The following is a 23089-nucleotide window of genomic DNA, read 5'->3' as shown; positions in this document are numbered from 1 at the left end:
ATTATCGGTCTGCTGTGAGTGCTCCCGGCGGCGCCGCGCGCAGAGCGACGAGCACGCGGCGGAGAGCGGCGAGTCGCCCCGGACGCAGCGCGCCCTCGCCGACCAGCGCGTCGAGCGCGCACTCCGGGTCGGCGGGCGGCCCGAGGTGCCCGCAGCCGCGCGGGCACTCCTCCACGGCGGCGGCGAGGTCGTCGAAGGCGGCGATGACGTCGTCCGGCGTCACGTGGGCGAGCCCGAAGGACCGGACGCCGGGGGTGTCGACCACCCAGCCGCGCCCGTCGGGCAGCGGCAGGGCGAGCGCCGCGGTGGTGGTGTGCCGGCCCTTGCCGACGCCCGAGACCCGCCCGGTGCGCTGCTCGGCGTCCGGCACCAGGACGTTGACCAGGGTGGACTTGCCGACGCCGGAGTGCCCGACGAGGGCGGACACCCGCCCGTCGAGCAGCTCGGCCAACGCCGTCGGGAACTCCCCGCGGCGGGTCACGACGACCGGGAACTCCAGCTCGGCGTAGTGCGCGGCGAACGGCCCCGGGTCGGCGAGGTCGGCCTTCGTCAGGCAGAGCACCGGTTCCAGCCCGCCCGCGTAGGCCGCGACCAGGCAGCGGTCGACGAAGCCGGTCCGCGGCTCCGGCTCGGCCAGCGAGGTCACGACGACGAGCCGGTCGGCGTTGGCCACGACCACCCGCTCGAAGGGGTCGGTGTCGTCCGCGGTGCGGCGCAGCAGGGTGCGCCGCTCCTCGACCCGCACGATCCGGGCGAGGGTGTCCGGCGCGCCCGAGAGGTCCCCGACCAGCCCGACCCGGTCCCCGACGACGATCGGGGTCCGGCCGAGCTCGCGTGCCCGCATGGCCGTGACCGGCGGCCGGTCCGCGTCGCCCCCCGGGGCGCAGGTCCAGCGGCCCCGGTCGACCGCGACGACCATGGCCTCCTCGGCGTCGGCGTGGTCCGGCCGGCGCTTGGTGCGCGGGCGGGAACCGCGGCCCGGGCGGACCCGGACGTCGGACTCGTCGTACTGCCGCGCCCGACTCACGCGACCAGCGAGGCCCAGCGCCCGGGGAAGTCCGGGATGGTCTTGTCGGTGCAGGTCACGTCGTCGATCCGGACACCGGGGACGACGAGGCCGAGGATCGCCCCGGCCGTCGCCATCCGGTGGTCGGCGTAGGCACCCCACGGCCGCTCGCCCGCGGTGAGCCGGGCGGGCCGGATCTCCAGGCCGTCCTCGGTCTCCCGGACCGCGGCGCCGAGCGCGGCGAGCTCGGTGCGCAGGGCGGCGAGCCGGTCCGTCTCGTGCCCGCGGATGTGCGCGACGCCGCGGATCACGCTCGGGCCCTCGGCCAGCGCGGCCAGTGCGGCGACCGTCGGGGTGAGCTCGGAGGCCTCGTGCAGGTCGACGTCCACGCCCTGCAGCCGGTCCGGGCCGGTGACGGTCATGCCCGCCCCCGACGCCGTCACGGTGGCACCCATCCGCTCCAGCACCCCGAGGATCTCCGCCCCGGGCTGCGTGGAGCCGGCGGGCCAGCCCGCGACCGTCACCTCCCCGCCGGTGACCGCGGCCGCGGCGAGGAAGACGGACGCGTTGGACAGGTCGGGCTCCACGGCCCACTCCCGGGCCGCGATCGGCCCCGGCTCGACGCGCCACGTGTCGGGTTCGGCGTCGTCGACGCTCACGCCGGCCTCGCGGAGCATCGCCACGGTCATGTCGATGTGCGGCAGGCTCGGCACCGGCCTGCCGTCGTGGTGCACGGTGACGCCCTTGTCGAACCGGGCGCCCGAGAGCAGCAGGCCGGACACGAACTGGCTGGACGCCGAGGCGTCGATCGTCACCGCGCCGCCCGGCAGCCCGCCCGCGCCGTGCAGGACGAACGGCAGCCGGTCGCCGTCGATCACCGCGCCGAGCGCGCGCAGGGCGTCGAGCACGGTGCCCATCGGGCGCTCCCGGGCGTGCGGGTCGCCGTCGAAGACCACGGCGCCGTCCGCCAGGGTCGCGGCGGGCGGGACGAACCGCATCACCGTGCCGGCCAGCCCGCAGTCGACCGCGCCGCCGCCGGCCAGGGCGCCGCCCGTGATCGTGACGGTCTCGTCCGCGACCTCCACCGGGACGCCGAGCGAGCGCAGCGCGCCGCACATCAGCGCGGAGTCCCGGGTGGCGGGGACGCCGTGCACCACCGAGCGGCCGTGCGCGAGCCCGGACAGCAGCAGCGCGCGGTTGGTGACGGACTTCGAGCCGGGGACGGACACCGTCCCGCGCACGGGTCCGCTCGCCGTCGGCGCGGCGTAGGGGCCGGTCGGGGCACTGGTCTCGGCACTGGACGGGGCCACGGGCCCATGATTCCCCATGCCCCCCGGGGCGGGGCGCCGGCCGGGAGATCGTGTCCGGACGAACTGTCGGTCCGGCGTGCCACGATGGGGTCATGTGCGGGAGGTACGCCTCGACGAAGGCGCCGACGGACCTGGCGGAGGAGTTCACCGCCGTCGACGCCGTGACCGAGAAGGCCGGCGAGGAGCGGCGGCCGGACTACAACGTCGCGCCCACGCGGGACGTGATCGCGGTCGTGCAGCGCCACCCGCGGGACGCGGACGGCACCCCCGACCCGAGCACGACCGAGCGCAGCCTGCGGCTCGTGCGCTGGGGGCTGGTGCCGTCGTGGGCCAAGGACCCGTCCGCGGGCGCCCGCATGATCAACGCCCGCAGCGAGACGGCCGCGGAGAAGCCCGCCTTCCGCCGCGCCCTCGCCGCCCGCCGCTGCCTGCTCCCGGCCGACGGCTGGTACGAGTGGCAGCGCCGGGCCGCCACCAAGGACCACAAGGCGAGCAAGCAGCCGTACTTCACCCACTACAAGGACGGGCGCTCGCTCGCGATGGCCGGGCTGTGGGAGTTCTGGCGGCCCAAGGAGGGCGAGCTCCTCGAGAAGTACCCCGACGGGCTTGTGACCTGCTCGGTGCTGACCACCGAGGCCGTCGGCCCGCTGACCCAGGTCCACGACCGCATGCCGCTGGTCCTGCCGCCCGAGGCGTGGGACGCGTGGCTGGACCCGGACACGGACGCGCAGGCGGACGAGGTGAAGCGCTGGCTCGCCCCGCCGTCGATCGAGCTGATCGGCAAGCTCGACATCGTGCCGGTGTCGGACAAGGTCAACAGCGTGAAGAACAACGGCAAGGAGCTGCTGGAGCCGCTGGACCCCGCGCAGGTCGAGGAGCCGATCCAGCTGGACCTGCTCAGTTGACGAACCTCACGGCCGCCGAGACCGCCGAGGTCCCGACGCCGCACGGGCCGGCCCGCGTGCACGTCCGGCGTGCGCCCGGTGCGGCGCGGGGGGCGCTGCTGATGGGGCACGGGGCCGGGGGCGGGGTCGACGCGCCGGACCTCCGCGCCGCCGCCCGCGCCGGGCTCGACGCCGGCCTCCACGTCGTGCTCGTCGAGCAGCCGTACCGGGTGGCGGGCCGCCGCGCCCCCGCCCCGGCGACCCAGCTCGACGCCGCGTGGGAGGCGGTGGTGGGGGTGCTGACCGGGGCCGACGAGTCCGGTGGCCGCGCCGGGGCAGCCGGGTCCGACGGGTCCGCCGACGGGGCCGCCGCGGGGTCCGGCGCCGCCGACGTCGCGGGCCTGCTCGAGGACCTGCCGCTGCTGTTCGGCGGCCGCAGCTCCGGCGCCCGCGTGGCGTGTCGGTGTGCCGCCGCGGGCGGGGTGGTCGGCATCGTGTGCCTGGCCTTCCCCGTGCACCCGCCGGGCAGGCCGGAGAAGCACCGGATGGCCGAGATCGACGGCGTCACGGTGCCGGTGCTGGTGGTGCAGGGCGAGTCCGACCCCTTCGGCCGCCCCGGGCCCACCGCCACCCGCGAGGTCGTCCTGCTGCCGGGCGACCACTCGTTGAGGAAGGACGTGCCGGCCGTCGAGAAGGCGGTGGCGGACTGGCTGGCCCGCCTCCTCCCGTAGGTGCGCGGCGACTCGGCGCCGTCCGGTTCCTACCCCCGCGCGGCGATGGGGGCGGTGCGGGCGTCGACCGCGGCGATCAGGTCGCCCGGCGCCAGCTCCACCTCCAGCCCCCGCCGCCCGGCGCTGCAGAAGACGGTCTCCCAGTCGGTGGCGGAGGCGTCGACCACCACCGGCAGCCGCTTCTTCTGCCCGAGCGGGGAGATCCCGCCGGCGACGTAGCCCGTCGCGCGCTCGGCCGCGGCGACCTCGGCCATGCGTGCCCGCTTCCCGCCGACGGCGGCGGCGAGGGCCTTCAGGTCGAGCGTGGCGTCGACCGGGACCACCCCGACGGTGAGGTTCCCGTCGACCTCCGCGACGAGCGTCTTGAACACCCGTGCGGCCTCGAGCCCGAGCGCGTCGACGGCCTCCTGGCCGTACGCCGCGCCGCCCTCGTGCTCGTACGAGTGCAGGGTGAAACCGATCTTCTTCCTGGTCAGCAGCGCCGTCGCCGGGGTGCCCCGCCCTGCCACTCGTCCCGCCCTCCTCGCCGGACCGGCCGGGAATCGGCGCCCGGCCGGAGGTGTTGAGACCGTACGTGACCCCAGCACTGATGGACGCCCCGGTCGCGACCCGACCGGCTCGCCCGCGCCCGTCACGTCGTGGGCGCGTACGCTCGACCCCCGCAGGCTCACGGACGATCGTGGACACGGTCGCGGGGGAGAGGAGCGCGGTGCCGGACGAGACGGCGGCCGAGACCGAGCAGGACCCGGGACGGGATCCGGGGCGGGCGGACGGGACCGAGTCGCTCGACCGGGCCCCGGAGGAGACCGAGACCGAGCGCGCCGCCCGCTTCGAGCGGGACGCGATGCCGATGCTCGACCAGCTCTACGGCGCCGCCCTGCGCATGACCCGCAACCCGGCGGACGCCGAGGACCTGGTCCAGGAGACCTACCTCAAGGCGTACTCGGCGTTCCGGACCTTCCGCGAGGGCACGAATCTCAAGGCGTGGCTGTACCGGATCCTGACGAACACCTACATCAACGGGTACCGCAAGCGGCAGCGGCAGCCGATCCAGGCGCCCACGGACGAGATCACGGATTGGCAGCTCGCCCAGGCCGGTGAGCACTCGTCGACGGGCCTGCGCTCGGCCGAGGTCGAGGCGCTGGACAATCTTCCCGATTCGGACGTGAAGGAAGCGCTGCAGCGGCTTCCCGAGGACTTCCGGATGGCGGTATACCTGGCCGACGTCGAGGGGTTCGCCTACAAGGAGATCGCGGAGATCATGGGGACGCCGATCGGCACCGTGATGTCGCGCCTGCACCGCGGGCGCCGGCAGCTCCGCGACATGCTCACCGACACCGCTCGGGAGCGCGGGTTCATCCGGGGCGAGCAGGAGGTGACGAGCTCATGAGCTGCGGCAACCACCACGACACGGACTGCTCGGAGGTCCTCGCCGAGGTGTGGCTGTACCTCGACGGCGAGTGCGACCCGGAGCGGAAGCGCCAGCTCGTGCAGCACCTCGACGAGTGCGCCCCGTGCCTGCAGGAGTACGGGATCGACGAGAAGCTCAAGCAGCTCCTCGCCCGCAAGTGCAGCGGCGAGATCGCGCCGGACGGGCTCAAGGACCGGCTGCGCCGGCAGATCCGCACCGCGGTGCTGGAGCAGGCCGAGGTGAGCGTCGAGTCCGGGCCCGGCGGCACGACCGTCGAGGTCCGCACCGAGATCAGCACGACCCGGATCGAACGTCACGCCTGACCGCACACGAACGGCCCCTCGGCTCCCGGCGGGAGCGGAGGGGCCGTTCGTGCGTTCCGGGGTGGGCCCTCAGGTGTTGGGCCGCTTGCCGTGGTTCGCGCCGCCCTTCTTGCGGTCGCGACGCTTGCGCGCGCGCTTCGACATGCTCGTCCCTCCTTCACATGTACGCAGGACTGGCACCAGTGTCCCACGTGATTGGATGAGGCCGTGTCGACCCTGAGCGAACTGCTGGCCGAGCACACGAGTCTCCCTGGGGACGCCGTCGAGCACCTGCAGCGGGTCGTCGCCGAGTGGCAGCTGCTGGCGGACATGTCGTTCGCGGACTTCCTGCTCTGGATCCCGCTCCCGCAGGACGCCGACGTGGAGATGGCAGGCGGTCCGGAGGAGTTCCTCTGCGTGGCCCAGGCCCGCCCGACCACGGCACCGACGGCCCACTCGGAGGACGCCGTGGGCGCCCGGGTGAACCCGCGGGACAACCCGCAGCTGCGCCGCGCCGTGGTCGAGGGGCGGATCTGCCGCGAGGAGGAGCCGCGCTGGCACCTGGAGGTGCCGATCCGCCGGGAGACGATCCCGGTGCGCCATCACGGGCGCGTCATCGCCGTGCTGTCCCGGGACACCAACCTGGCCATGCCGCGGGTGCCGAGCCCGCTCGAGATCGCCTACCTCGGCAGCGCCTCGGACCTGTGCCAGATGATCGCGGACGGCACCTTCCCGACGACGGCGGCCGCGGCCGGCGCCGACACCAGCCCCCGGGCGGGCGACGGCCTGATCCGGCTCGACGCGCACGGGCTCGTGGCCTACGCCAGCCCGAACGCGCTGTCCGCCTACCACCGCATGGGCCACGACACCGACCTCGTGGGCGTGCCGCTGGGTGCGCTGACGAAGTCCCTGACCCGGGACCCGTTCGACGCCAGCGAGGTCGCCGCGCGCATCCAGGCGGCCCTCGACGGCCGCACGTCGCTGCGCATGGAGATCCGCACCCGGGGCGCGACGATGCTGGTGCGCGCGCTGCCGCTGCGCCCGCGCGGCGACGCGGCCGGGGCGCTGGTGCTCGTCCGGGACATCACCGACCTGCGCCGCCGCGACCAGGCCCTGCTGAGCAAGGACGCGACGATCCGGGAGATCCACCACCGGGTCAAGAACAACCTGCAGACGGTCGCGGCGCTGCTGCGGCTGCAGGCCCGGCGCACCCAGATCCCGGAGGCCCGCCGGGCGCTCGCCGAGAGCGTGCGCCGCGTGACGTCCATCGCGCTGGTGCACGAGGCGCTGGCCTACTCGGTGGCCGAGATGGTGGATCTCGACGAGCTGGTGGACACCGTGCTGCCGGCGATCGGCGACGGCGCCACGGCGGAGGTGCGGGCGAAGGTCCGCCGCGAGGGCTCGCTGGGCACTCTGGGCTCGGCGCTCGCGACCCCGCTGGTCCTCGTGCTGACGGAGCTGGTGCACAACGCGCTGGCCCACGCCTACGAGCCCGGTCAGGCCGGGGAGGTCGTGGTCAGGGCGAACCGCTCGGCGCACACCCTGGAACTGATCATCGCCGACGACGGCCGGGGCATGCCGGAGGGCTTCGACATCGACCGGGCGGACGGGCTGGGCCTGCAGATCGTGCGCACACTGCTGGCCGAGCTGGACTCGACACTGGCGCTCCGGCCGCGCGACGGCGGCGGAACCGAGGCCCTTATCACGGTGCCGATGACGGCGCGATAGCCTTGACGCGTGATCGCCGATCCCGGTGCCGAGGTCGCGCCGGTGCCGTGCTCGACGGTCACGGGTTCGCGGGGCGGTGCGGTGACATCCCCCGGAACCACGAAGAGCGGGCCCGGCGCCGGTGGCGTCCGGCTCCGGGCCCGCTCTTCCGAGTCTTCTGCGGGGCTGTGAGGGCGGGGAGAGCCCTCGGGTGCTGCGTCTTTCCGTACTGCGTCTTTGCCGTACTGCGACTTGCGGTACTGCGTCTTTTCCGGTGGTGCTGTGCTCGGTGTTGCTCAGGCGGTGCGCGCGCGGGTACGGGCGTTGCGGCGCTTGAGGGCGCGACGCTCGTCCTCGCTCATGCCGCCCCAGACACCCGCGTCCTGGCCACTCTCGAGCGCCCAGGCCAGGCACTCGGTGACCACCGGGCACCGGCGGCAGACGCTCTTCGCCTCGGCGATCTGCAGGAGGGCCGGGCCGCTCGTCCCCACGGGGAAGAAGAGCTCCGGGTCCTCGTCGCGGCAGATAGCGCGGTGACGCCAATCCATGATCGTTCTACTCCTCGTACTTCGCGATCGGGGTCGCGCCGATCGCATGCCTGTCTGTCACGGTGTTTCCGCGCTTGTGAATGATTTCACGAGCGCCGTCGCTCTTCAAGGGACAAGGTCCGGCCGGGTGAGGAGCCTCACCCACACTTCGCAACGAAGCCCGACACGTTCGGTTACTGCATCGATCCGTGCCGCACGCCGTCGCGGAGTGCGATCGACAGTGTCCCTGCCCAACGGGAGCCGGGTTACCCCATTTCCCGCGGACCATGCCGGGTCACCCCGACGTAGTCCCTCGCTCTCGCAGGACCTACCTTGGATCACGGTCCGCGCAGGTGCGAGCCCCTAGCTGCTCGGTGGTCGCCGAGCATCGGTGAATGGCCACCATCTGTCACTCGGCCGGGTGGGGACACCGCCCGAACTGCGACGAGGGGCTCCTCTCACACGACGACGCGTAACGCTCCGGGCACGGAGACGAACTCGACGTCCGTCCTCGACCCCAGGTGGTCACCGTCCAGCTGGAGGGCCAGCGGCTCCGCGCTGCGGATCCGTACGGAGGGAACGGCGTCCTGCCGCACGATGTTCCGCCCGTGCGGATCGCCGTCCGGGGACAGGATGTGACGCAACGTGCGTCCGATCGTGGGCAGCCCCAGATGGCGCAGCGCGAAGAGGGCGAGCCCGCTGCCGAACGTGGCGCCCGGGTTGGTGCGCACCGCGCGGCCCGCCAGGAAGGTCCACGGGTCGGTGTTGCTCACGAACGCCAGCCGGATCTCCTCCAGCGGGCCGGCCCCCGGCACCTCCACCGTCATCGACGGCGGGCGGCGCCGCTGGCGCAGGTACTCCGCGATGGCGGTGTTGGCGTAGCGGATCGGGGTGGCCTCCCGCCCGGCCGCGCGGGCGCGCTCCACCGCGGCGACGACGTCCGCGTCCCAGCCCATCCCGGCGTTGAACGTGAACCAGCGGTCGTCCGCCCGCCCGAGGCCCACCAGGCGGCTGCTGCGGCGCTCCAGGGCCGCCAGGATCGCCCCGGTGGCCTCCACGGGGTCGCGGGGCAGGCCGAGGGCCCGGGCGAAGACGTTGGCCGACCCACCGGGCACCACGGCCAGCGCGGGGGCGCACGGGTCCCGGCCGTCGGGCGCGCGGGGGCCGGTGGCCTCGCGGTCCACGAGCATGCCGTTGACGACCTCGTTGACCGTGCCGTCGCCGCCGAGGGCCACGATCAGCTCGACGCCCGCGGCGCAGGCCGCCGCCGTCGCCTCGGCCGCGTGGCCGCGGTAGGCGGTCTCCAGGACGTCCAGCTTGAGCTCGCTCGCCAGGGCGTGGGTCAGGACGTCCCGGCCCGCCGGGGTCGTCGACGTCGCCCGAGGGTTGACGACGAGGAGCGCGCGCACGGGAGCGAGCGTAACCGGGTCCGTATCCTCGTCGTCGTGACGTCCGAGCCGAGCCAGCAGCCGAGCGGGAAGGCGGGTCGCCCCGCCCGAGGGGCGCCGCCGGTCCAGGTGCGCGCGGCGGCCGCCGTCGTGGCGCTGGAGGGGCTCGTGGGCCTCGCCGCGGCCGTCGTCTTCGGGGTGGCGTCCGAGGGCGGCCTGGGCGCCCGGCTCGGCGAGTCCTCGTACTTCGTGCTGCTCGGGGCGGCGCTGCTGTTCCTCGCGGTTCTGCTGTGGCGCGGCCGGCCCGGGGCCCGCACGCCCTCGATCGTCGCCCAGCTGCTGCTGGTGCCGTTCGTCTACTCCCAGCTCGCTGAGGGCCGGCTCGCGATCGGGGTCGTCGCCCTGCTGCTGGTTGTGGGGACCTTCCTGCTGCTGGTCAGCGAGCCCGCGCGGCGCTGGTCGATCGGCGCGGACGAGCGCTCACGCTCCGAGTGAGGCCAGTGGCTCCCCGGTGAGCCGGAAGGTCGTCCACTCCTCCATCGGCACCGCGCCGATGGACCGGTAGAAGCCTATCGAGGGCGTGTTCCAGTCCAGCACGGACCACTCCAGCCGCGCGTAGCCGCGTTCGACGCAGGTCGCGGCGAGGGCGGCGAGCAGCTCCCGGCCCAGTCCGGAGCCGCGGTGCGCGGGCTGCACGTAGAGGTCCTCGAGGTAGATCCCGTGCACGCCCTCCCACGTGGAGAAGTTGAGGAACCAGAGCGCGCAGCCGACGACCGCGCCGTCGACCTCCGCGACGTGCCCGAAGAGGGCCGGCGCCTCGCCGAAGAGCGCGGTCCGCAGCTGCTCGGGCGTCAGGAGGCACTGCTCCAGGGCCTTCTCGTACTCGGCCAGCTCACGCACGAGACCGACCACCGCCGGCACGTCGCCCGGTTCGACCCGCCGCACCCGATTCGTCCACCGCTCCGTCACGTCTGCACGATATCCGCTGCTCAGTGGCCCACTCTTCTACGGCGGACGGAGCAACCTTTCCTGCTCCCGCTCGTCATTCGTGTGGGGTAGGAGCACCGAGGAGTGACGAGTGGGTAGACACAGCGTGGAGCGACCGCCGGCCGGCAGGCTGCGTGCCGCATCGGTGACGGCCGCCGTCCTCGGCCTCGGCGCGCTCGTGGCCGCTCCCGCCCAGGCCGCGCCGGTACAGACGGCACCGGTCCAGAACGCACCGGCCCAGAAGGCACCGGCCCAGAAGGCACCGGCCCAGAAGGCACCGGCCCAGAAGGCACCGGCCCAGAAGGCACCGGCCCAGAAGGCACCGGACCAGGCGGCCCCGCGCGGCGACACCGGCCCGGCGGCCACGGTCGCCGGCACCCCCTGCACCGCGACCGCGCACGCCTGCGTGGACCTCGCCACGCACCGCGCCTGGCTGCTCGACGGCGGCAGGGTCACCCGCGGCCCGGTCCGGATGATGCCCGGCGACGCGGCGGACCCGACGCCGGTGGGCACCTTCCACGTGCAGTGGAAGGACCAGAACCACGTCAGCGACATGCCCAACCACGCGCCCATGCCGTTCTCGGTGTTCTTCGCCGACGGCGGCGTGGCCTTCCACGAGGGCAGCCTGCAGAGCTCGTCCTACGGCTGCGTGCACCTCGCCCGCGACGGCGCAGTGGCCTTCTTCAACACCCTGCAGGTCGGCGACGAGGTGCAGGTCCACTAGGACGGGGTTCAGGGGATGCGCAGGTTCACCGCGTCGAGCCGCGGGACGCCCCGCTCGTCGCCGAGGACGGCCCACGCCGCCGCGTCCATCGCGATGTGCACGCCGCCCTGGGCGGGCAGCCCGATCCAGCGCGCGATCAGCACGCGGCTGAAGTGACCGTGCCCGACGAGCACGACGTCGCCCTCGGGCAGCCGCTCCCGCACCCCGGCGAGGACGCCGTCGGCCCGCGCGCCCACCTGCTCGGCCGTCTCGCCGCCGGGGCAGGGGTGGGTCCACACGGTCCAGCCGGGCACCTCCTCGCGGATCCGCGGCGTCGTCAGGCCCTCGTAGTCGCCGTAGTCCCACTCGACGAGCCGGTCGTCGACCGCGTCGGGCTGCAGGCCGGCGAGCTTCGCGGTCTCCTGGGCGCGGCTGCGGGGGCTGACGACGACGCGGACGGGTGGCGGGGCGCCGCGGCGCAGCGCCTCGAGGGTCTGGCCGGCCTGCGTGGCCAGCTCGCGACCGTGGTCGGTGAGCGGGATGTCGCTCCGGCCGGTGTGCCGGCCCGTGGCCGACCACTCGGTCTCGCCGTGCCGGAGGAGGAAGACGCGTCCCACGTCGCCGGAGGCTAGCCCCGTCGGCGGACATCACGCAGCACTTCCGTCCCGACCTGGCGACGAGCGCTGTGCGCGGCGGCCACCGCGAGGTATGATCCGAACACTGATAGTGAGCTAGGAGAACCACGATGGCCGGAGGCGTGCTCGACCGCGCGACGGTCCGCGTTCTCGAAGCGGGTTGCCGCACGATGTGGGGCTTCGCGCCCCGGATGATCCCGCACATCGTCGCCCGGATGGGTGCTCTCGGGGCGTTGCGCTGGTTCGCCGGTAACATCCCCCGCTTCCTCGTCACGTTGCGGGTCCTCGGCCACCAGCGCACGCACCTGGCGGGCATGGTCATCTCGCTCTACAACGGCTGCCACTACTGCGCCTACGCACACGGCTACGCCCTGGAGCTGCTCTACCTGCGGGACCGGGACCGGCTCTTCCCGCTCGACGCGCGGACCCTCGAGGGCTGGCTCGGCCTGTCGCCGCGAGTGCTCGCCGGGCGCGTGCAGGAGGTGCTGCGCGAGGCGGGGATGCAGTCCGAGGCGCTGTGGGTGGACACCACGCTCGGCCTGCTGCGCGGCGACCAGCAGCCCGTCGACGCGGCGGAGCTGCGGCTCGCCCACCTCGTCCGGATGTTCGGCACGATGAACCGGATCGCCGTCGAGGCCGGCTGCACCGAGCCCGATCAGGCGCAGAACCCGGTCAACAAGGACGTCGCCGTCAAGGAGCGCAACGCGGCCCTGCGCGCCGCCCGCGTCTGACGGCCGGGCCGAGGCGCCGCGGTCGCCGGAGTTGTGATCGTCGGCTGTGGACGGGCAGGGCCGATCTCGGACCGTCCCGCTCCTCGACCGGTGATCTTGTCCGTGGGGACGGTGTCGTGGTGCAGGAGCCGCTCCCGCGCGGTGCTGCACCGCATCAGCTCACCGAGACCTGCCGGACCCGTGATCGCGGAGTGTGGAGCAGCTTCCGCGCTCACCGCGGTTCCTGCTCCGTGAGGGACGAGCGTGCTTGCGCCCTGCCCGCGGTGCGAAAGCTCACGATCGCCGTTCGTGGACCCGCGGGGTCGTTCTCCGACCGTGATCGCGCATCGGGGACGGGCAGGGTCGTTTTCCGACCGTCCCGCTCCCCGATCGGCGATCATGCTGCCCGGCCGGCGCGCCCGAGGACGGGAGCCGCGTATCCCGGCGCGGCCTGAGCCCGGCCCGCCGCCGGACAGGGCAGGCCGGGCTCGGCCGTTCCGCGGCGGCGGCTAGGCTTCCGCCCGTGGTGGCGGCTCCCCGGTTCCGGCGATGACGACGGAGAGTCGCGCCCTGCCCGGATCGCTCGCGCCCCACCTGGAGCGCGCCCGGCGCAGTGCCGCGGAGTTCGAGCTCGACGTCGACGAGTTCGTCCCGCGCTTCTACTGCACCCTGTTCGGCTACGCCCCGGGCCTGCGCGCGCTGTTCCCGCTGTCGATGACCACCCAGTACGCCCGCTTCGGCCGGGCCCTGGTGCATCTGGTCGACGGGCTGGACGACCCGGGCTCGCTGGTGCCCTTCCTGGCCCAGCTCGGCCGCGACCACCGCAAGTTCGACGTCCGGGACGAGCACTACACCGTCGTCGGGCAGGCCTTCCTCGCCGCGCTGGCCGAGACCGCGGGCGAGGCCTGGACCCCCGAGGTCGCCGAGGCGTGGGAGTACACCTACGCCTTCCTCGCCGGGACGATGCAGAAGGCGGCGCAGGCCGAGCCCGGGCCCGCGTGGTGGCCGGGCGTGGTCGTCGACCACCGGCGGGTCGACCGGGACACGGCGGTCCTGCGGGTACAGGTGGAGGGCCCGGACGGCCCGATCCCGTACCGGGCGGGGCAGTACGTCGGCGTCGAGACCCCGCAGCACCCGCGGCTGTGGCGCTACCTCTCCCCGGCCAACGCGCCGGACCCGTCCGGCGTGCTGGAGTTCCACGTCAGGGCGCTGGGCTACGGCAGCGTGAGCCGCGGCATCGTCGCCTCCGCCCGGCCGGGGGACCGCTGGCGGCTCGGACCGCCGATGGGCGCGCTGGACCGGGCCGTCCGGCCCGGCCGGGAGCTGCTGATGATCGGCGGCGGCACCGGCATCACCCCGATCCGCGCCCTGCTCGAGCAGCTCGAGCGCGCGGGCGGGCGCCCCGAGCGGGTGGTGGTGTTCTACGGGGCGCGCTCGTGGGACGCGCTCCACCTGCTCGACGAGCTGCGCCGGATGACCTACCGCAACGCGTGGCTCGACGTCGTGCCCGTCGTCGAGGAGCAGCCGCCGTACCCCGGGCCGCTGGTGGGGCGGCTCGCGGACGTCGTCACCGGGTTCGGGTCGTGGGGCGACTGCGAGATCGTGGTGAGCGGCTCGCCGGCGATGCTGACCGCCACGGTGCGGGCGCTGCGGGTCGCCGGCGCCGCGCCCGAGCAGATCCACTACGACCCGTTCGTCGCCGACTGAGTCCTCCCGTGTTCGATCCGTCCGCGACGAGGGGTTGACGTATTCCCATATGGGAATATGATTGGGGCGTGGCACGGGCGGCGACCACCACCGACGCGTTCACCGCGGTGGCCGAGCAGCGGCGCAGGGAGATCCTCGAGGTGCTCGCGAGGGGCGAGCGCTCCGTGGGCGACCTCGTCGTGGAGCTCCACCTCGCCCAGCCACAGGTGTCGAAGCACCTGAAGGTGCTGCACGAGGTGGGCCTGGTGGCCGTCCGGGAGGACGGGCGGCGCCGGCTCTACCGGCTGGAGGGCCGCGGGCTCAAGCCGATCCACGACTGGGTGGCCGGCTTCGCGCGGCACTGGGAGGACCGGTTCGGCGCGCTGGACGCCGTGCTGGAGGAGCTCACGGGGGAGAGGACCGATGGGAACGACCACGAGGGGTAGCGCCGTCGTCACGCTGCCCGCCGACGACCAGATCCTGATCGTGCGCGAGTTCGCCGCGCCGGCGGCCGCCGTCTACCGCGCCTGGACCGAGCCCGAGCTGGTGAAGCGCTGGTGGGCGGGCTCGATGGGCACGGTGACCTCGGCCGAGATCGACCTGCGGGTCGGCGGGGGCTGGCGCTGGGTGATGGAGGCGAACGAAGGGTTCGAGGTCGCCTTCCACGGCGAGTACCGCGAGCTGGCGCCGGCCGAGCGGATCGTCACCACCGAGGTGTACGAGGCCGTTCCGGACGCCTACGCCGTGAACACCCTCGACTTCGTCGAGTCCGGCGGGCGCACGACGCTCACGATGCTGGTGCAGCACCAGAACAAGGAGCACCGGGACGCCCACATCCAGTCCGGGATGGAGGGCGGCATGCAGACCTCGCTCGACGCCCTCGAGGACGTCGCCGTCTCGCTCTGACGCCGTCTCGCTCTAGCGGGCCAGCAGGGCCGTCAGCTTCTCGAGGACGGGGCCGTAGGAGCCGGGCATCAGGCGGGCCAGGAGGTCCGGCACCTTCGCGCTGGAGGCGATGAGGACGCGGGTCCTGCGCTTCTCGACGCCCTCGAGGATCTCCGCGGCGGCCTTCTCCGGCGGGTAGCTCAGCAGCTTGGCGAACGCGGCCTGGTGCTGCGCGATCTCCGCCGGGTCGACGCCGGAACCGATCCGGGCGCTCGAGGCCACGTTCGTGCGGATCCCGCCCGGGTGGACCTGGGTCACGCCGGTGCCGGTCTCGACCAGCTCGTGCCGCAGCACCTCGGAGAACCCGCGGATCGCGAACTTGCTCGACGAGTACGCCGACTGCCCGGCCGGCCCGATCAGCCCGTAGAGGCTGGACACGTTGACCAGGTGCCCGCCCGGCGTCGCGGTCAGGGCGGGCAGCAGGTGGTGGGTGAGGATCACCGGCGCCCGGAAGTTGATGTCCATGACCCACTCGAACTCGTCGAGCGTGAGCTGGCGGAAGCGGCCGCCGAGGGCCACGCCGGCGTTGTTGACCAGCAGGCCGATCCGCGGGTGGTCCGCGGCGATCCGCTCGGCGAGCGAGATCGTCGCGGCCCGGTCGGCCAGGTCGGCGACGTGCGTCCCGACCGTCAGGTCCGGGTGCGCGCCGCGGATCTTGCCGGCGACGGCCTCGAGCCCGGCGGCGTCCCGGTCGACCAGGACCAGGTCGCTGCCGCGGTCGCCGAGGCCGTAGGCGAGCTGCTCGCCGATACCGCTCGCCGCCCCGGTCAGGACGGCGGTGTTGCCGGCAAAGCGGTAGGGCTGCAGTGTCGTCCGGGTCGTGCGCATCAGGAGGCCTCCTGCAGGGTCCGGGCGGTCGCGGGGGTGAAGCGCATGTCGCGGGTGAGGTCGGCGCGCGACATCTTCAGGGCGTCGGCGACGTAGTTCTGCTGCACCCGCCACGGCTCGGTGGTGCCCTGGCTCGGGAAGGCGTCGATCGAGCGCCGGACGTAGCCCGAGGTCAGGTCGAGCAGCGGGCGGCGCTCGGCCGAGGCCGGCGCGGTCGGGGCGGCCGCCGCGTAGCCGTGCTTCTCCATGTGGTTGAGCAGCCGGCAGACGTACCGGGAGGACAGGTCGGCCCGCAGCGTCCACGAGGCGTTCGTGTAGCCGATGCAGTAGGCCAGGTTCGGCACCCCGGAGAGCATCAGGCCGCGGTAGGAGAACGTGTCGCCCACCGCCACCGGCGCGCCGTCGACGCTCAGCTCCAGGCCGCCGAGCGGGAGCATGCGCAGCCCGGTCGCGGAGACCACGACGTCCGCCTCCAGCTCCTGCCCGGACTTCAGCAGGATCCCCTTCTCGGTGAACCGGTCGATGTGGTCGGTCACCACGGACGCCGAGCCGTCGCGGACGGACCGGTAGAAGTCGCCGCCCGGCACCACGCACAGGCGCTGGTCCCACGGCTCGTAGCGCGGCGTGAAGTGCTCGTCGACGGCCTGCTCGTCGAGGAACCGCAGGGCGATCCCGCGCAGGACCTTCTTCACGGCCTCGGGCCGGCGTCGGGCGAGCTGGTAGAAGCCCTGGGTGACGGCGATGTTCTTGGCCCGGACGAGCTTGTGCGCGAGCCCGGCGGGCAGCCGGCGGCGCAGCGTGTCGGCGAGCTTGTCCTCGAGCGGCAGCGCGGTCAGGTAGGACGGCGAGCGCTGCAGCATGGTGACGTGCGCGGCCTTCTCCGCCATCGCCGGGACGAGGGTGACGGCGGTGGCACCGCTGCCGATCACGACCACCCGCTTGCCGGTGTGGTCCAGGTCCTCGGGCCAGGCCTGCGGGTGCACGAAGGTGCCGGCGTAGTCCGCGAGGCCGGGGAAGTCCGGCTGGTAGCCGCTCTCGTAGGAGTAGTAGCCGGCGCAGAGGTAGAGGAACCTGCAGGTCCAGGTGCCACGGGAGGTCGTGACCGTCCACCGGGCGTCGTCCGACGACCAGGAGGCGCTCTGCACCGTGGTGCCGTAGTGGATGTGCCGGTCGATACCGGCCTCGCGCGCGGTGTCGCGGATGTAGGTGCGGATGCTCTCGCCGTCCGCCATCGACTTCTCGCCGCGCCACGGCCGGAACGGGTAGCTCAGGGTGAACATGTCCGAGTCGGACCGCACGCCCGGGTAGCGGAACAGGTCCCAGGTGCCGCCCATGGCGTCGCGCTGCTCGAGGATCGCGTAGGAGTCGTGCGGGCGGTCCTGCTGCAGCCGGTAGGCGGCGCCGATGCCGGAGAGGCCGGCGCCGACGATCAGCACGTCGGTCTCGTTCATGTCAGCTCCCCTTCGATGCTGGTGACCGGTCCCAGTGTGGTCGGGCGGCGCGGGCGTGCGCTTACCCCTGCGCGACAATGATTTATCCTCGCGCGACATGGGTCCCGTGGTGCGTGCCGCGTCGTTGCGCGGCCTCCCCGCGCTGGTCGACGCGCTGGGCGGCGACTCCGCCGGGTTGCTCGCCCGGTTCGGCGTGACCCGCGAGGCCGTGGCGAGCGACGACGCCGTGATCGGCGTGCGCAGCGCGGGTCTCCTCCTGGAGACCGCCGCGGTCGAGCTCGAGCGGCCGGACCTCGGGCTGCTGCTCGCCGAGCGGCAGGACGCCGGGGTGCTCGGCCCGCTCGCCGTCGCGATCGAGAACGCGCGGACCCTCGGCGAGGCCCTGGACAGCGCGTCGCGCTTCCTGTTCGTGCACAGCCCGGCGCTGTCGATCGCCCAGGTCCCGGACCCGGAGGAGGTGCGCGGGGTGCTCGCGGTGCGCTACGGCGCGGCGGTCGACGGGACCGCCGAGCCCCTGCCGCTGCCGCCGCAGGCCGCGGACCTCGGGCTGGGGCTGCTGCACCGGATCATCCTGCTCCTGCACGGCGGCCCGTACGGGCTGAGATCGGCGCACCTGGCCCATCCGCCACTCGTCCCGGTGACGCGGTACACCGAGTTCTTCGGCGCGGACGTCCGATTCGAGCGGCCCGCCGCCGTCCTGCGGCTGCCGGCGGCGCTCACCGCGGCGCCGGTGGCCGGGGGCGACCGCCTGCTGCGCACCCTCGCGCTGGACTACCTGGAGAGCCACTTCACCGAGCCCGGCCAGACCGTCGCCGGACGGGTGCGGGGCACGCTGGCCCGCTCGCTGGGGTCCGCACCGCCGCAGGTCGGCGACGTCGCGCGGCTGCTGCGGCTGCACCCGCGCACCCTGCAGCGGCACCTCGCCGCGGAGGGCACCACCTTCGGACGGGTGCTCGACGAGGTGCGCCGCGACGCCGCGCACCGGCTCATCACCACGACCGATCTGCCGTTCGTGCAGGTGACCGCGATGCTCGGGCTCGCGGCGCAGTCCGGGCTCACCCGCGCGGTGCGGCGCTGGTTCGACACCACGCCCAGCCGGCTCCGCGCAGGCCGGACGGGGTCGTGAACGGCAACTGCCGCCAGAGGGGCAGCCGCCGCTCACGGGTCAGTGGGACGCGAAGAAGGCGTTGGCGCGGGCGTTCCAGAGCAGCAGCAGGATCACGATCCCGACGAGGATGCTGACCAGCGCCTGGGTGAGCGTGGAGCCGGTGCCGACCGTGCTGATCGCGGCGATGCCGCCCGCGATCTGCAGCACCACGAGGACCGACACCAGCAGCCGGGCGCCGTTGCCGCCGCGCCCCAGCCGGGAGGCGACCGCGCCGGTGATCAGGCCGAGGATCACGTAGGCCACGCCGATCCCGACGAGCACCCCCGGCGTCAGCCCCGCGGCCCCGGCGGTCACGCTCCCGGCGACGATCAGCAGCAGCCCGCCCAGCACGGCGAGGACCGCCGAGATCCAGGTGAGCACGACCACCAGGGTGACGCTGCCGGGGCGTCGAGCGTCCATGTCGCCGTCCTCGCCGTCGATCGCTGCCGTCCGGGCACGTGCCGGGTGGTCCACGGTAGACCCGCGGGCCCGCCGCCGCACCGGTCGGACGGCGCGCCGGCCGAGCGTGTCTAACCTCGGGGAGGTGCACCCCCTGCTGCGCGCCGCCGGGTCGCTGGCCGACCGAGCCCTCGGCCTGACCTCCCCGCCCGTCCCGTACGACCGCACCCGGATCGACGTCCCCCTGCCGGACGGCACCGTCCTCGTCGGCACCCGGTACCGGCCCACCCGCGCCGACGGACCCCTCCCCGTGGTGCTGATCCGCACCCCGTACGACCCGCGCTCGACCGGCCCCGTGTTCGCCGCGCCGCTGGCCCGCCGCGGCTTCCAGGTCGTCCTGCAGAGCACCCGCGGCACGTTCGGCTCCGGCGGGCACTTCCGGCCCTTCACCCGCGAGCGCGAGGACGGCCTGGCCATGCTGGACTGGCTGCGCGCCCAGCCCTGGTGCGACGGTCGCATCGCGACGACCGGTGGCAGCTACCTCGGCTACACGCAGTGGGCCGTCGCGCCGTACGCGGACCCGCCGCTCGCCGCGATGTCACCGCACATCACCGCGGCCCGCATGACGGACACCTTCTACGCGCAGGGCGCGCCGGCCCTGCTCAACGCGCTCGCCTGGACCGCGATGATCGGCACCCAGGAGCGCGGAGGGATCCCGCTGCTGCCGCACCCGATCCGGGCGGCGAGGCTGCGCCGGGCCCTGCGCCGGGTCCCGCTGCAGGCCGCCGACGTGGAGGTCGCCGGGGCCCCCGTGCCCTACTGGCGGGACTTCGTCGAGCACGCCGAGCCGGGCGACGGCTACTGGGACGCCACCTACGGCGAGTCGCCGGCGTTCGACCGCACGGGCCCGGGCTCGCTCGCGGGCATGCCCCCGGTCAGCATGGTCACCGGCTGGTGGGACCTGTTCGTCGCGGAGCAGATGCGGGACTACCGGGCGCTGCGCGCGGCCGGGGTGCCGGCGCGGGTCGTCGTCGGGCCGTGGCTGCACGGGGCCCTCGAGGAGGTCCGGACCAGCCTGCGGACGGACGTCGCGTGGCTGGACCACCAGCTGCGCGGCGGCCCGGAACCCGAGGGCGCGCCCGTGCGGCTCTACCTCATGCAGGCCGACCAGTGGCTGGAGTTCGAGGAGTGGCCGCCGCCCGCGACCTCCCGCGCGGTGCACCTGCAGGCCGGGGGCGGGCTGGGGGAGGAGCCGGGCACGGGCGTGAGCACCTACGTCTACGACCCCGCCGACCCCACGCCGAGCGTCGGCGGGCCGCTCCTGCAGCCGCCGGGCGAGCAGGTGGACCAGGCCCCGGTCGAGGCGCGCCCGGACGTCCTCGTCTTCACCGGTGACCCGCTGCCCGCCGACGTCGACGTGGTCGGGCCGGTCACCGCACACGTGCACGTCCGGCCGGAGCTGGACCACGCCGACGTCTTCGTGCGGGTCTGCGACGTCGACGAGCGCGGGGTGTCCCGCAACGTCGTCGACGGCATCCGGCGGCTGGACCCGCGGACCGTGCCCGCCCCGGACGTCACGGCGGGGGAGGACGGGGTGCTCGCCGTCGCGATCGAGCTGTTCCCCACGGCCTACCGCTTCCGGGCGGGGCACCGGCTGCGGGTGCAGGTGGCCGGCGGCGCCTTCCCGCGGTTCGCCCGCAACGTCGGCACCGGCGAGCCGTTCGGCGCCGCGACCCGGGGCAAGCCGGGCGCCGTCGAGGTGCTGCACGACGCCGACCACCCGTCCCGGATCGTCCTGCCGGTCCTCGGCTGATCTCCTGCCGGACTGGCATGCTCCCGTGCCGATCCGGCATGCTGGTCGGATGGACGACGAGCTGGAGGCGGTGCTGGCCGGGGTCGGCCCCCGGCTCCGCGCGCTGCGCGCGCACCGGCAGATGACCCTGGCCGAGCTGTCCGCCGAGACCGGCATCTCGGAGAGCACGCTCTCCCGGCTGGAGAGCGGCGGTCGGCGGCCCAACCTGGAGCTGCTGCTCCCGCTGGCGCGGGCCCACGGCGTGCCGCTCGACGAGCTGGTCGGCGCGCCGCAGACGGGCGACCCGCGGGTGCACCTCAAGCCGGTGCACCGCTTCGGCCGCACCTTCGTGCCGCTCACCCGCCGGGCGGGCGGGCTGCAGGCGTTCAAGATGATCTGCCCGCCCGGCCGCGACGAGGAGCCCGACCTGCGCACGCACGAGGGCTACGAGTGGCTCTACGTGCTCGACGGGCGGCTGCGGCTGGTGCTCGGCGACCGGGACCTGGTGCTGAAGCCCGGCGAGGCGGCGGAGTTCGACACGCACGTGCCGCACTGGTTCGGCAGCGCCGACGAGCGGCCCGTCGAGCTGTTGTCGCTGTTCGGGACGCAGGGCGAGCGCGCCCACGTCCGCGCCCGGGCCGGCCGCTGATCCTCACGGGCAGGTTTCCCGCGACGTGAGAAGTCGGTGCGGCGGTCTGCCCGCTGCGTCATCCGGGCGCAACCGCTGGTCCGTAGAACGCGCACGTGGCTTCTCCCCGAACCACCATCTACGAGTCAATCGGCGGCGCGGACGCGGTCGCCGCCGCCGTCGAGCGGTTCAACGAGCGCGTGCTCGGCGACCCCGAGCTCGTCGGCTACCTCGACGACGTGGACATGAAGCGCCTCGCGGCCCACCAGCGCAGCTTCATCGCGCTCACTCCCGACGCTCGGCGCCCCCCGCGGGTGTGTCGGAGCCCGGGTCGGCCTCCACTCCGCGCAGGGGGGCCACCCGGAGGGCGAGATCCCGCAGCCTGCGGTAGGCGCGCCGGTCGCGGCGGTAGTACCACAGGTCGTAGATCAGCAGGTTGATCGGGACCCACAGGACCACCCAGGCGACCGTCTGCAGTCCGGTCGACAGGGCGTCCTCGACCGAGCCCGGTTCGGTGGTCCCGAGGGCGCCGACCGCTCCGTTGATGAACAGCACGGCGAGCAGCCCCCACAGGAGCGTGCGGATCCCGAGCCGCCGGACGCCGTCGAGGTCGTCCTCCAGCGTGATGATCCGGTGGTGGCACTCCCGCGACAGGGCGGCCCGGGCGCGCTCCTCGAGGCCGGGCGTGATGACGTCGGCCGGCAACCCGACGGTGACCCTCAGCGTGGCCCTCCGCCTGGCCTGTTGAACCGCCCGCACCATCCGCTCGAGGCCGGGTCGTGGGTCGTAGTCCGCCAGCTCCGGCGCGAACGGGTCGAGCTGCGGAGCGACGAACAGGTGCTCGATACGCCTCATCGGGAGGTACAGGTCGACCTCGCGCGGGCGGCGACGCCAGAGCCTCACGACCTGAACCTAGCCCTGGGCGCCAGGGACCGGGCGCACTCGGGCCCGGTGCGGTCACCGGGTCCCGACGGCCCGGCAGGGCACTCTCCTCGGGTCGTGCGAACCACCCCACGACGAGAAGCGGCGCCGACCACGGGGCGAGATTCCCCGCGCGTCGGCGCCGCTGTCGAGGGCGCGGCTCAGGCGGCCTGCTTGGTCTCCCAGAAGATCTTGTCGATCTGGGCGATGTAGTCCAGCAGCTCCTGGCCGTCCTTCGGGTCGACCGAGGCCTTGGTGCCGCCGGGGCCGCCGCCTGCCTTCTTGGTGGCCTTGTTGAACAGCTCGTGCAGCTCCGGGTACTTCTCGAAGTGCGGCGGCTTGAAGTAGTCCGTCCACAGCACCCAGAGGTGGTGCTTCACGAGGTCGGAGCGCTGCTCCTTGATCTGGAGCGCCCGCTCCCGGAACGCCGGGTCCTCGTTGCCCTGGTACTTCTCCTGGATGGCCTTGACGGACTCGGCCTCGATGCGCGCCTGGGCCGGGTCGTACACGCCGCAGGGGAGGTCGCAGTGCGCGGTGGCCTCCAGCCGCGGGCGGAGAATGCGGGACAGCCGCATGGGTCCTCCCTGGTGGTGATCGTTCTGGCGTGCCCGACCCTACTCCCGGGGCGGGGTGCCAGCAGGCCGGAAGGTGTGGTGGACACGGTGTTCCGTACGCACGTCACACGCCATCCCCGCGGGTGGCGCGCGGTGACCGTCCGCGGGCCCTCCATGTCCACCACCCTGTCCGACGACGACGTCGTGCTGGCCCGGTTCGGCCGGATCGCCCGGCCGGGTGACGTGGTGCTGGTGCGCTGGCCCGCCCGTCCCGAGCTGCTCTCGGTGAAGCGCGCGGTGCGGCCGGTGGGCACGCTGTGGTGGGTGGAGGGCGACAACCCCTTCGGCTCCACGGACTCCCGCACGCTCGGCCCGGCCGAGGTCGTGGCCGTCGTCACGCGGCGGTTGTGGCCCCGTCCCCGGCGGCTCTGAGGTAC

General features: G+C 74.1%; 28 protein-coding genes and 1 pseudogene. 16 read left to right on the top strand and 13 right to left on the bottom strand.

The window, feature by feature from the left end; genetic code table 11:
- Position 1: 1 nt before the first annotated feature.
- Both rsgA and aroA read right to left on the bottom strand, forming a co-directional pair.
- On the bottom strand, positions 2-1027 hold the full coding sequence (rsgA, locus tag ABD990_RS02090) for a ribosome small subunit-dependent GTPase A (protein ID WP_345377913.1): 1026 nt from the start codon (positions 1025-1027) through the stop codon (positions 2-4).
- Positions 1024-2316 carry a 3-phosphoshikimate 1-carboxyvinyltransferase gene (aroA, locus tag ABD990_RS02085; protein ID WP_345377912.1) on the bottom strand — a complete coding sequence of 431 codons (1293 nt, stop codon included), beginning with the start codon at positions 2314-2316 and terminating at the stop codon, positions 1024-1026. Before aroA ends, rsgA begins: the two co-directional genes overlap by 4 nt.
- Positions 2317-2408: 92 nt before the next feature.
- Here aroA and ABD990_RS02080 point away from each other — a divergent pair, with 92 nt between their 5' ends.
- Both ABD990_RS02080 and ABD990_RS02075 read left to right on the top strand, forming a co-directional pair.
- Positions 2409-3221, top strand: coding sequence for an SOS response-associated peptidase (locus ABD990_RS02080; protein WP_345377910.1), 813 nt, complete (start codon positions 2409-2411; stop codon positions 3219-3221).
- Positions 3218-3931, top strand: coding sequence for an alpha/beta hydrolase family protein (locus tag ABD990_RS02075; RefSeq protein ID WP_345377909.1), 714 nt, complete (start codon positions 3218-3220; stop codon positions 3929-3931). Before ABD990_RS02080 ends, ABD990_RS02075 begins: the two co-directional genes overlap by 4 nt.
- 29 nt (positions 3932-3960) lie before the next feature.
- On the opposite strand, the gene ybaK is transcribed toward ABD990_RS02075, so the two are convergent.
- Positions 3961-4440 carry a Cys-tRNA(Pro) deacylase gene (ybaK, locus tag ABD990_RS02070; protein WP_345377907.1) on the bottom strand — a complete coding sequence of 160 codons (480 nt, stop codon included), beginning with the start codon at positions 4438-4440 and terminating at the stop codon, positions 3961-3963.
- Positions 4441-4640: 200 nt separating this feature from the next.
- On the opposite strand from ybaK, the gene ABD990_RS02065 reads away from it, so the two are divergent.
- Positions 4641-5321, top strand: coding sequence for a sigma-70 family RNA polymerase sigma factor (locus tag ABD990_RS02065; RefSeq protein WP_345377906.1), 681 nt, complete (start codon positions 4641-4643; stop codon positions 5319-5321).
- Positions 5318-5665, top strand: coding sequence for a mycothiol system anti-sigma-R factor (gene rsrA / locus ABD990_RS02060; protein ID WP_345377904.1), 348 nt, complete (start codon positions 5318-5320; stop codon positions 5663-5665). The genes ABD990_RS02065 and rsrA overlap by 4 nt, the downstream gene beginning before the upstream one ends.
- 69 nt (positions 5666-5734) lie before the next feature.
- Here rsrA and ABD990_RS34275 read toward each other — a convergent pair whose 3' ends face one another.
- Positions 5735-5809: a 50S ribosomal protein bL37 gene (locus tag ABD990_RS34275; protein ID WP_370467464.1), complete on the bottom strand. Its 75-nt coding sequence runs from the start codon at positions 5807-5809 to the stop codon at positions 5735-5737.
- A gap of 63 nt (positions 5810-5872) precedes the next feature.
- On the opposite strand from ABD990_RS34275, the gene ABD990_RS02055 reads away from it, so the two are divergent.
- Complete coding sequence (locus tag ABD990_RS02055) at positions 5873-7372, top strand: sensor histidine kinase (RefSeq protein ID WP_345377902.1); 1500 nt, start codon at positions 5873-5875, stop codon at positions 7370-7372.
- Positions 7373-7647: 275 nt separating this feature from the next.
- Here the strand turns inward: ABD990_RS02055 and ABD990_RS02050 are convergent, their stop codons facing one another.
- Both ABD990_RS02050 and ABD990_RS02045 read right to left on the bottom strand, forming a co-directional pair.
- Positions 7648-7899 (bottom strand): WhiB family transcriptional regulator, encoded by a 252-nt coding sequence (locus ABD990_RS02050; RefSeq protein WP_037051753.1) that lies wholly within the window; start codon positions 7897-7899, stop codon positions 7648-7650.
- A 437-nt stretch (positions 7900-8336) separates the two neighbouring features.
- Positions 8337-9287, bottom strand: coding sequence for a diacylglycerol/lipid kinase family protein (locus ABD990_RS02045; protein ID WP_345377901.1), 951 nt, complete (start codon positions 9285-9287; stop codon positions 8337-8339).
- A gap of 36 nt (positions 9288-9323) precedes the next feature.
- Here ABD990_RS02045 and ABD990_RS02040 point away from each other — a divergent pair, with 36 nt between their 5' ends.
- Positions 9324-9761 (top strand): hypothetical protein, encoded by a 438-nt coding sequence (locus ABD990_RS02040; protein ID WP_345377900.1) that lies wholly within the window; start codon positions 9324-9326, stop codon positions 9759-9761.
- Here ABD990_RS02040 and ABD990_RS02035 read toward each other — a convergent pair.
- Entirely contained in the window at positions 9747-10235 is a 489-nt protein-coding gene (locus tag ABD990_RS02035) for a GNAT family N-acetyltransferase (RefSeq protein ID WP_345377898.1), read from the bottom strand. The two genes, ABD990_RS02040 and ABD990_RS02035, sit on opposite strands and share 15 nt — an antisense overlap.
- Positions 10236-10344: 109 nt before the next feature.
- Here ABD990_RS02035 and ABD990_RS02030 point away from each other — a divergent pair, with 109 nt between their 5' ends.
- A complete protein-coding gene (locus ABD990_RS02030; protein WP_345377897.1) occupies positions 10345-10977 on the top strand; it encodes a L,D-transpeptidase in 633 nt (210 codons plus the stop codon).
- Between the two features lie 8 nt (positions 10978-10985).
- Here ABD990_RS02030 and ABD990_RS02025 read toward each other — a convergent pair whose 3' ends face one another.
- Entirely contained in the window at positions 10986-11573 is a 588-nt protein-coding gene (locus ABD990_RS02025) for an acid phosphatase (RefSeq protein WP_345377896.1), read from the bottom strand.
- Between the two features lie 128 nt (positions 11574-11701).
- Here ABD990_RS02025 and ABD990_RS02020 point away from each other — a divergent pair, with 128 nt between their 5' ends.
- The 4 genes from ABD990_RS02020 to ABD990_RS02005 all read left to right on the top strand — a co-directional run bounded on the left by ABD990_RS02020 (position 11702) and on the right by ABD990_RS02005 (position 14893).
- Positions 11702-12322, top strand: a complete 621-nt coding sequence (locus ABD990_RS02020; RefSeq protein ID WP_345377895.1) for a carboxymuconolactone decarboxylase family protein — start codon at positions 11702-11704, stop codon at positions 12320-12322.
- A gap of 528 nt (positions 12323-12850) precedes the next feature.
- On the top strand, positions 12851-14008 hold the full coding sequence (locus tag ABD990_RS02015) for a globin domain-containing protein (protein WP_345377894.1): 1158 nt from the start codon (positions 12851-12853) through the stop codon (positions 14006-14008).
- 68 nt (positions 14009-14076) lie between these two features.
- Positions 14077-14433: an ArsR/SmtB family transcription factor gene (locus tag ABD990_RS02010; protein WP_345377893.1), complete on the top strand. Its 357-nt coding sequence runs from the start codon at positions 14077-14079 to the stop codon at positions 14431-14433.
- Positions 14411-14893: an SRPBCC family protein gene (locus tag ABD990_RS02005; protein WP_345377891.1), complete on the top strand. Its 483-nt coding sequence runs from the start codon at positions 14411-14413 to the stop codon at positions 14891-14893. Before ABD990_RS02010 ends, ABD990_RS02005 begins: the two co-directional genes overlap by 23 nt.
- Positions 14894-14905: 12 nt before the next feature.
- On the opposite strand, the gene ABD990_RS02000 is transcribed toward ABD990_RS02005, so the two are convergent.
- Both ABD990_RS02000 and ABD990_RS01995 read right to left on the bottom strand, forming a co-directional pair.
- Complete coding sequence (locus ABD990_RS02000) at positions 14906-15760, bottom strand: SDR family NAD(P)-dependent oxidoreductase (RefSeq protein WP_345377890.1); 855 nt, start codon at positions 15758-15760, stop codon at positions 14906-14908.
- Positions 15760-17211 (bottom strand): flavin-containing monooxygenase, encoded by a 1452-nt coding sequence (locus ABD990_RS01995; protein ID WP_345377889.1) that lies wholly within the window; start codon positions 17209-17211, stop codon positions 15760-15762. Before ABD990_RS01995 ends, ABD990_RS02000 begins: the two co-directional genes overlap by 1 nt.
- 97 nt (positions 17212-17308) lie before the next feature.
- Between ABD990_RS01995 and ABD990_RS01990 the strand changes: the two genes are divergently transcribed.
- Positions 17309-18337, top strand: coding sequence for an AraC family transcriptional regulator (locus ABD990_RS01990; protein WP_345377888.1), 1029 nt, complete (start codon positions 17309-17311; stop codon positions 18335-18337).
- 39 nt (positions 18338-18376) lie between these two features.
- On the opposite strand, the gene ABD990_RS01985 is transcribed toward ABD990_RS01990, so the two are convergent.
- Entirely contained in the window at positions 18377-18778 is a 402-nt protein-coding gene (locus tag ABD990_RS01985; RefSeq protein WP_345377886.1) for a hypothetical protein, read from the bottom strand.
- A 124-nt stretch (positions 18779-18902) separates the two neighbouring features.
- On the opposite strand from ABD990_RS01985, the gene ABD990_RS01980 reads away from it, so the two are divergent.
- From ABD990_RS01980 to ABD990_RS34270, 3 genes and pseudogenes are all read left to right on the top strand, one after another.
- Complete coding sequence (locus ABD990_RS01980) at positions 18903-20570, top strand: CocE/NonD family hydrolase (RefSeq protein ID WP_345377885.1); 1668 nt, start codon at positions 18903-18905, stop codon at positions 20568-20570.
- A gap of 49 nt (positions 20571-20619) precedes the next feature.
- Positions 20620-21198: a helix-turn-helix domain-containing protein gene (locus ABD990_RS01975; RefSeq protein WP_345377884.1), complete on the top strand. Its 579-nt coding sequence runs from the start codon at positions 20620-20622 to the stop codon at positions 21196-21198.
- A gap of 95 nt (positions 21199-21293) precedes the next feature.
- A pseudogene (locus ABD990_RS34270) lies at positions 21294-21461 on the top strand (globin domain-containing protein); the annotation flags it as partial.
- 1 nt (position 21462) lies between these two features.
- On the opposite strand, the gene ABD990_RS01970 reads toward ABD990_RS34270, so the two are convergent.
- Together ABD990_RS01970 and sodN are read right to left on the bottom strand one after the other, a co-directional pair.
- Complete coding sequence (locus ABD990_RS01970; protein ID WP_345377883.1) at positions 21463-22080, bottom strand: hypothetical protein; 618 nt, start codon at positions 22078-22080, stop codon at positions 21463-21465.
- A gap of 179 nt (positions 22081-22259) precedes the next feature.
- Positions 22260-22673, bottom strand: a complete 414-nt coding sequence (gene sodN, locus ABD990_RS01965; protein WP_345377881.1) for a superoxide dismutase, Ni — start codon at positions 22671-22673, stop codon at positions 22260-22262.
- Between sodN and ABD990_RS01960 the strand changes: the two genes are divergently transcribed.
- Positions 22626-23084: a S26 family signal peptidase gene (locus ABD990_RS01960; RefSeq protein WP_345377880.1), complete on the top strand. Its 459-nt coding sequence runs from the start codon at positions 22626-22628 to the stop codon at positions 23082-23084. The two genes, sodN and ABD990_RS01960, sit on opposite strands and share 48 nt — an antisense overlap.
- Positions 23085-23089 lie beyond the last annotated feature (5 nt).

Source organism: Pseudonocardia yuanmonensis, from assembly GCF_039542425.1.
GTDB lineage: Bacteria > Actinomycetota > Actinomycetes > Mycobacteriales > Pseudonocardiaceae > Pseudonocardia > Pseudonocardia yuanmonensis.
Note: the sequence above shows the minus strand (reverse complement) of the source record. Positions and strands in the feature narration are given on the sequence as shown.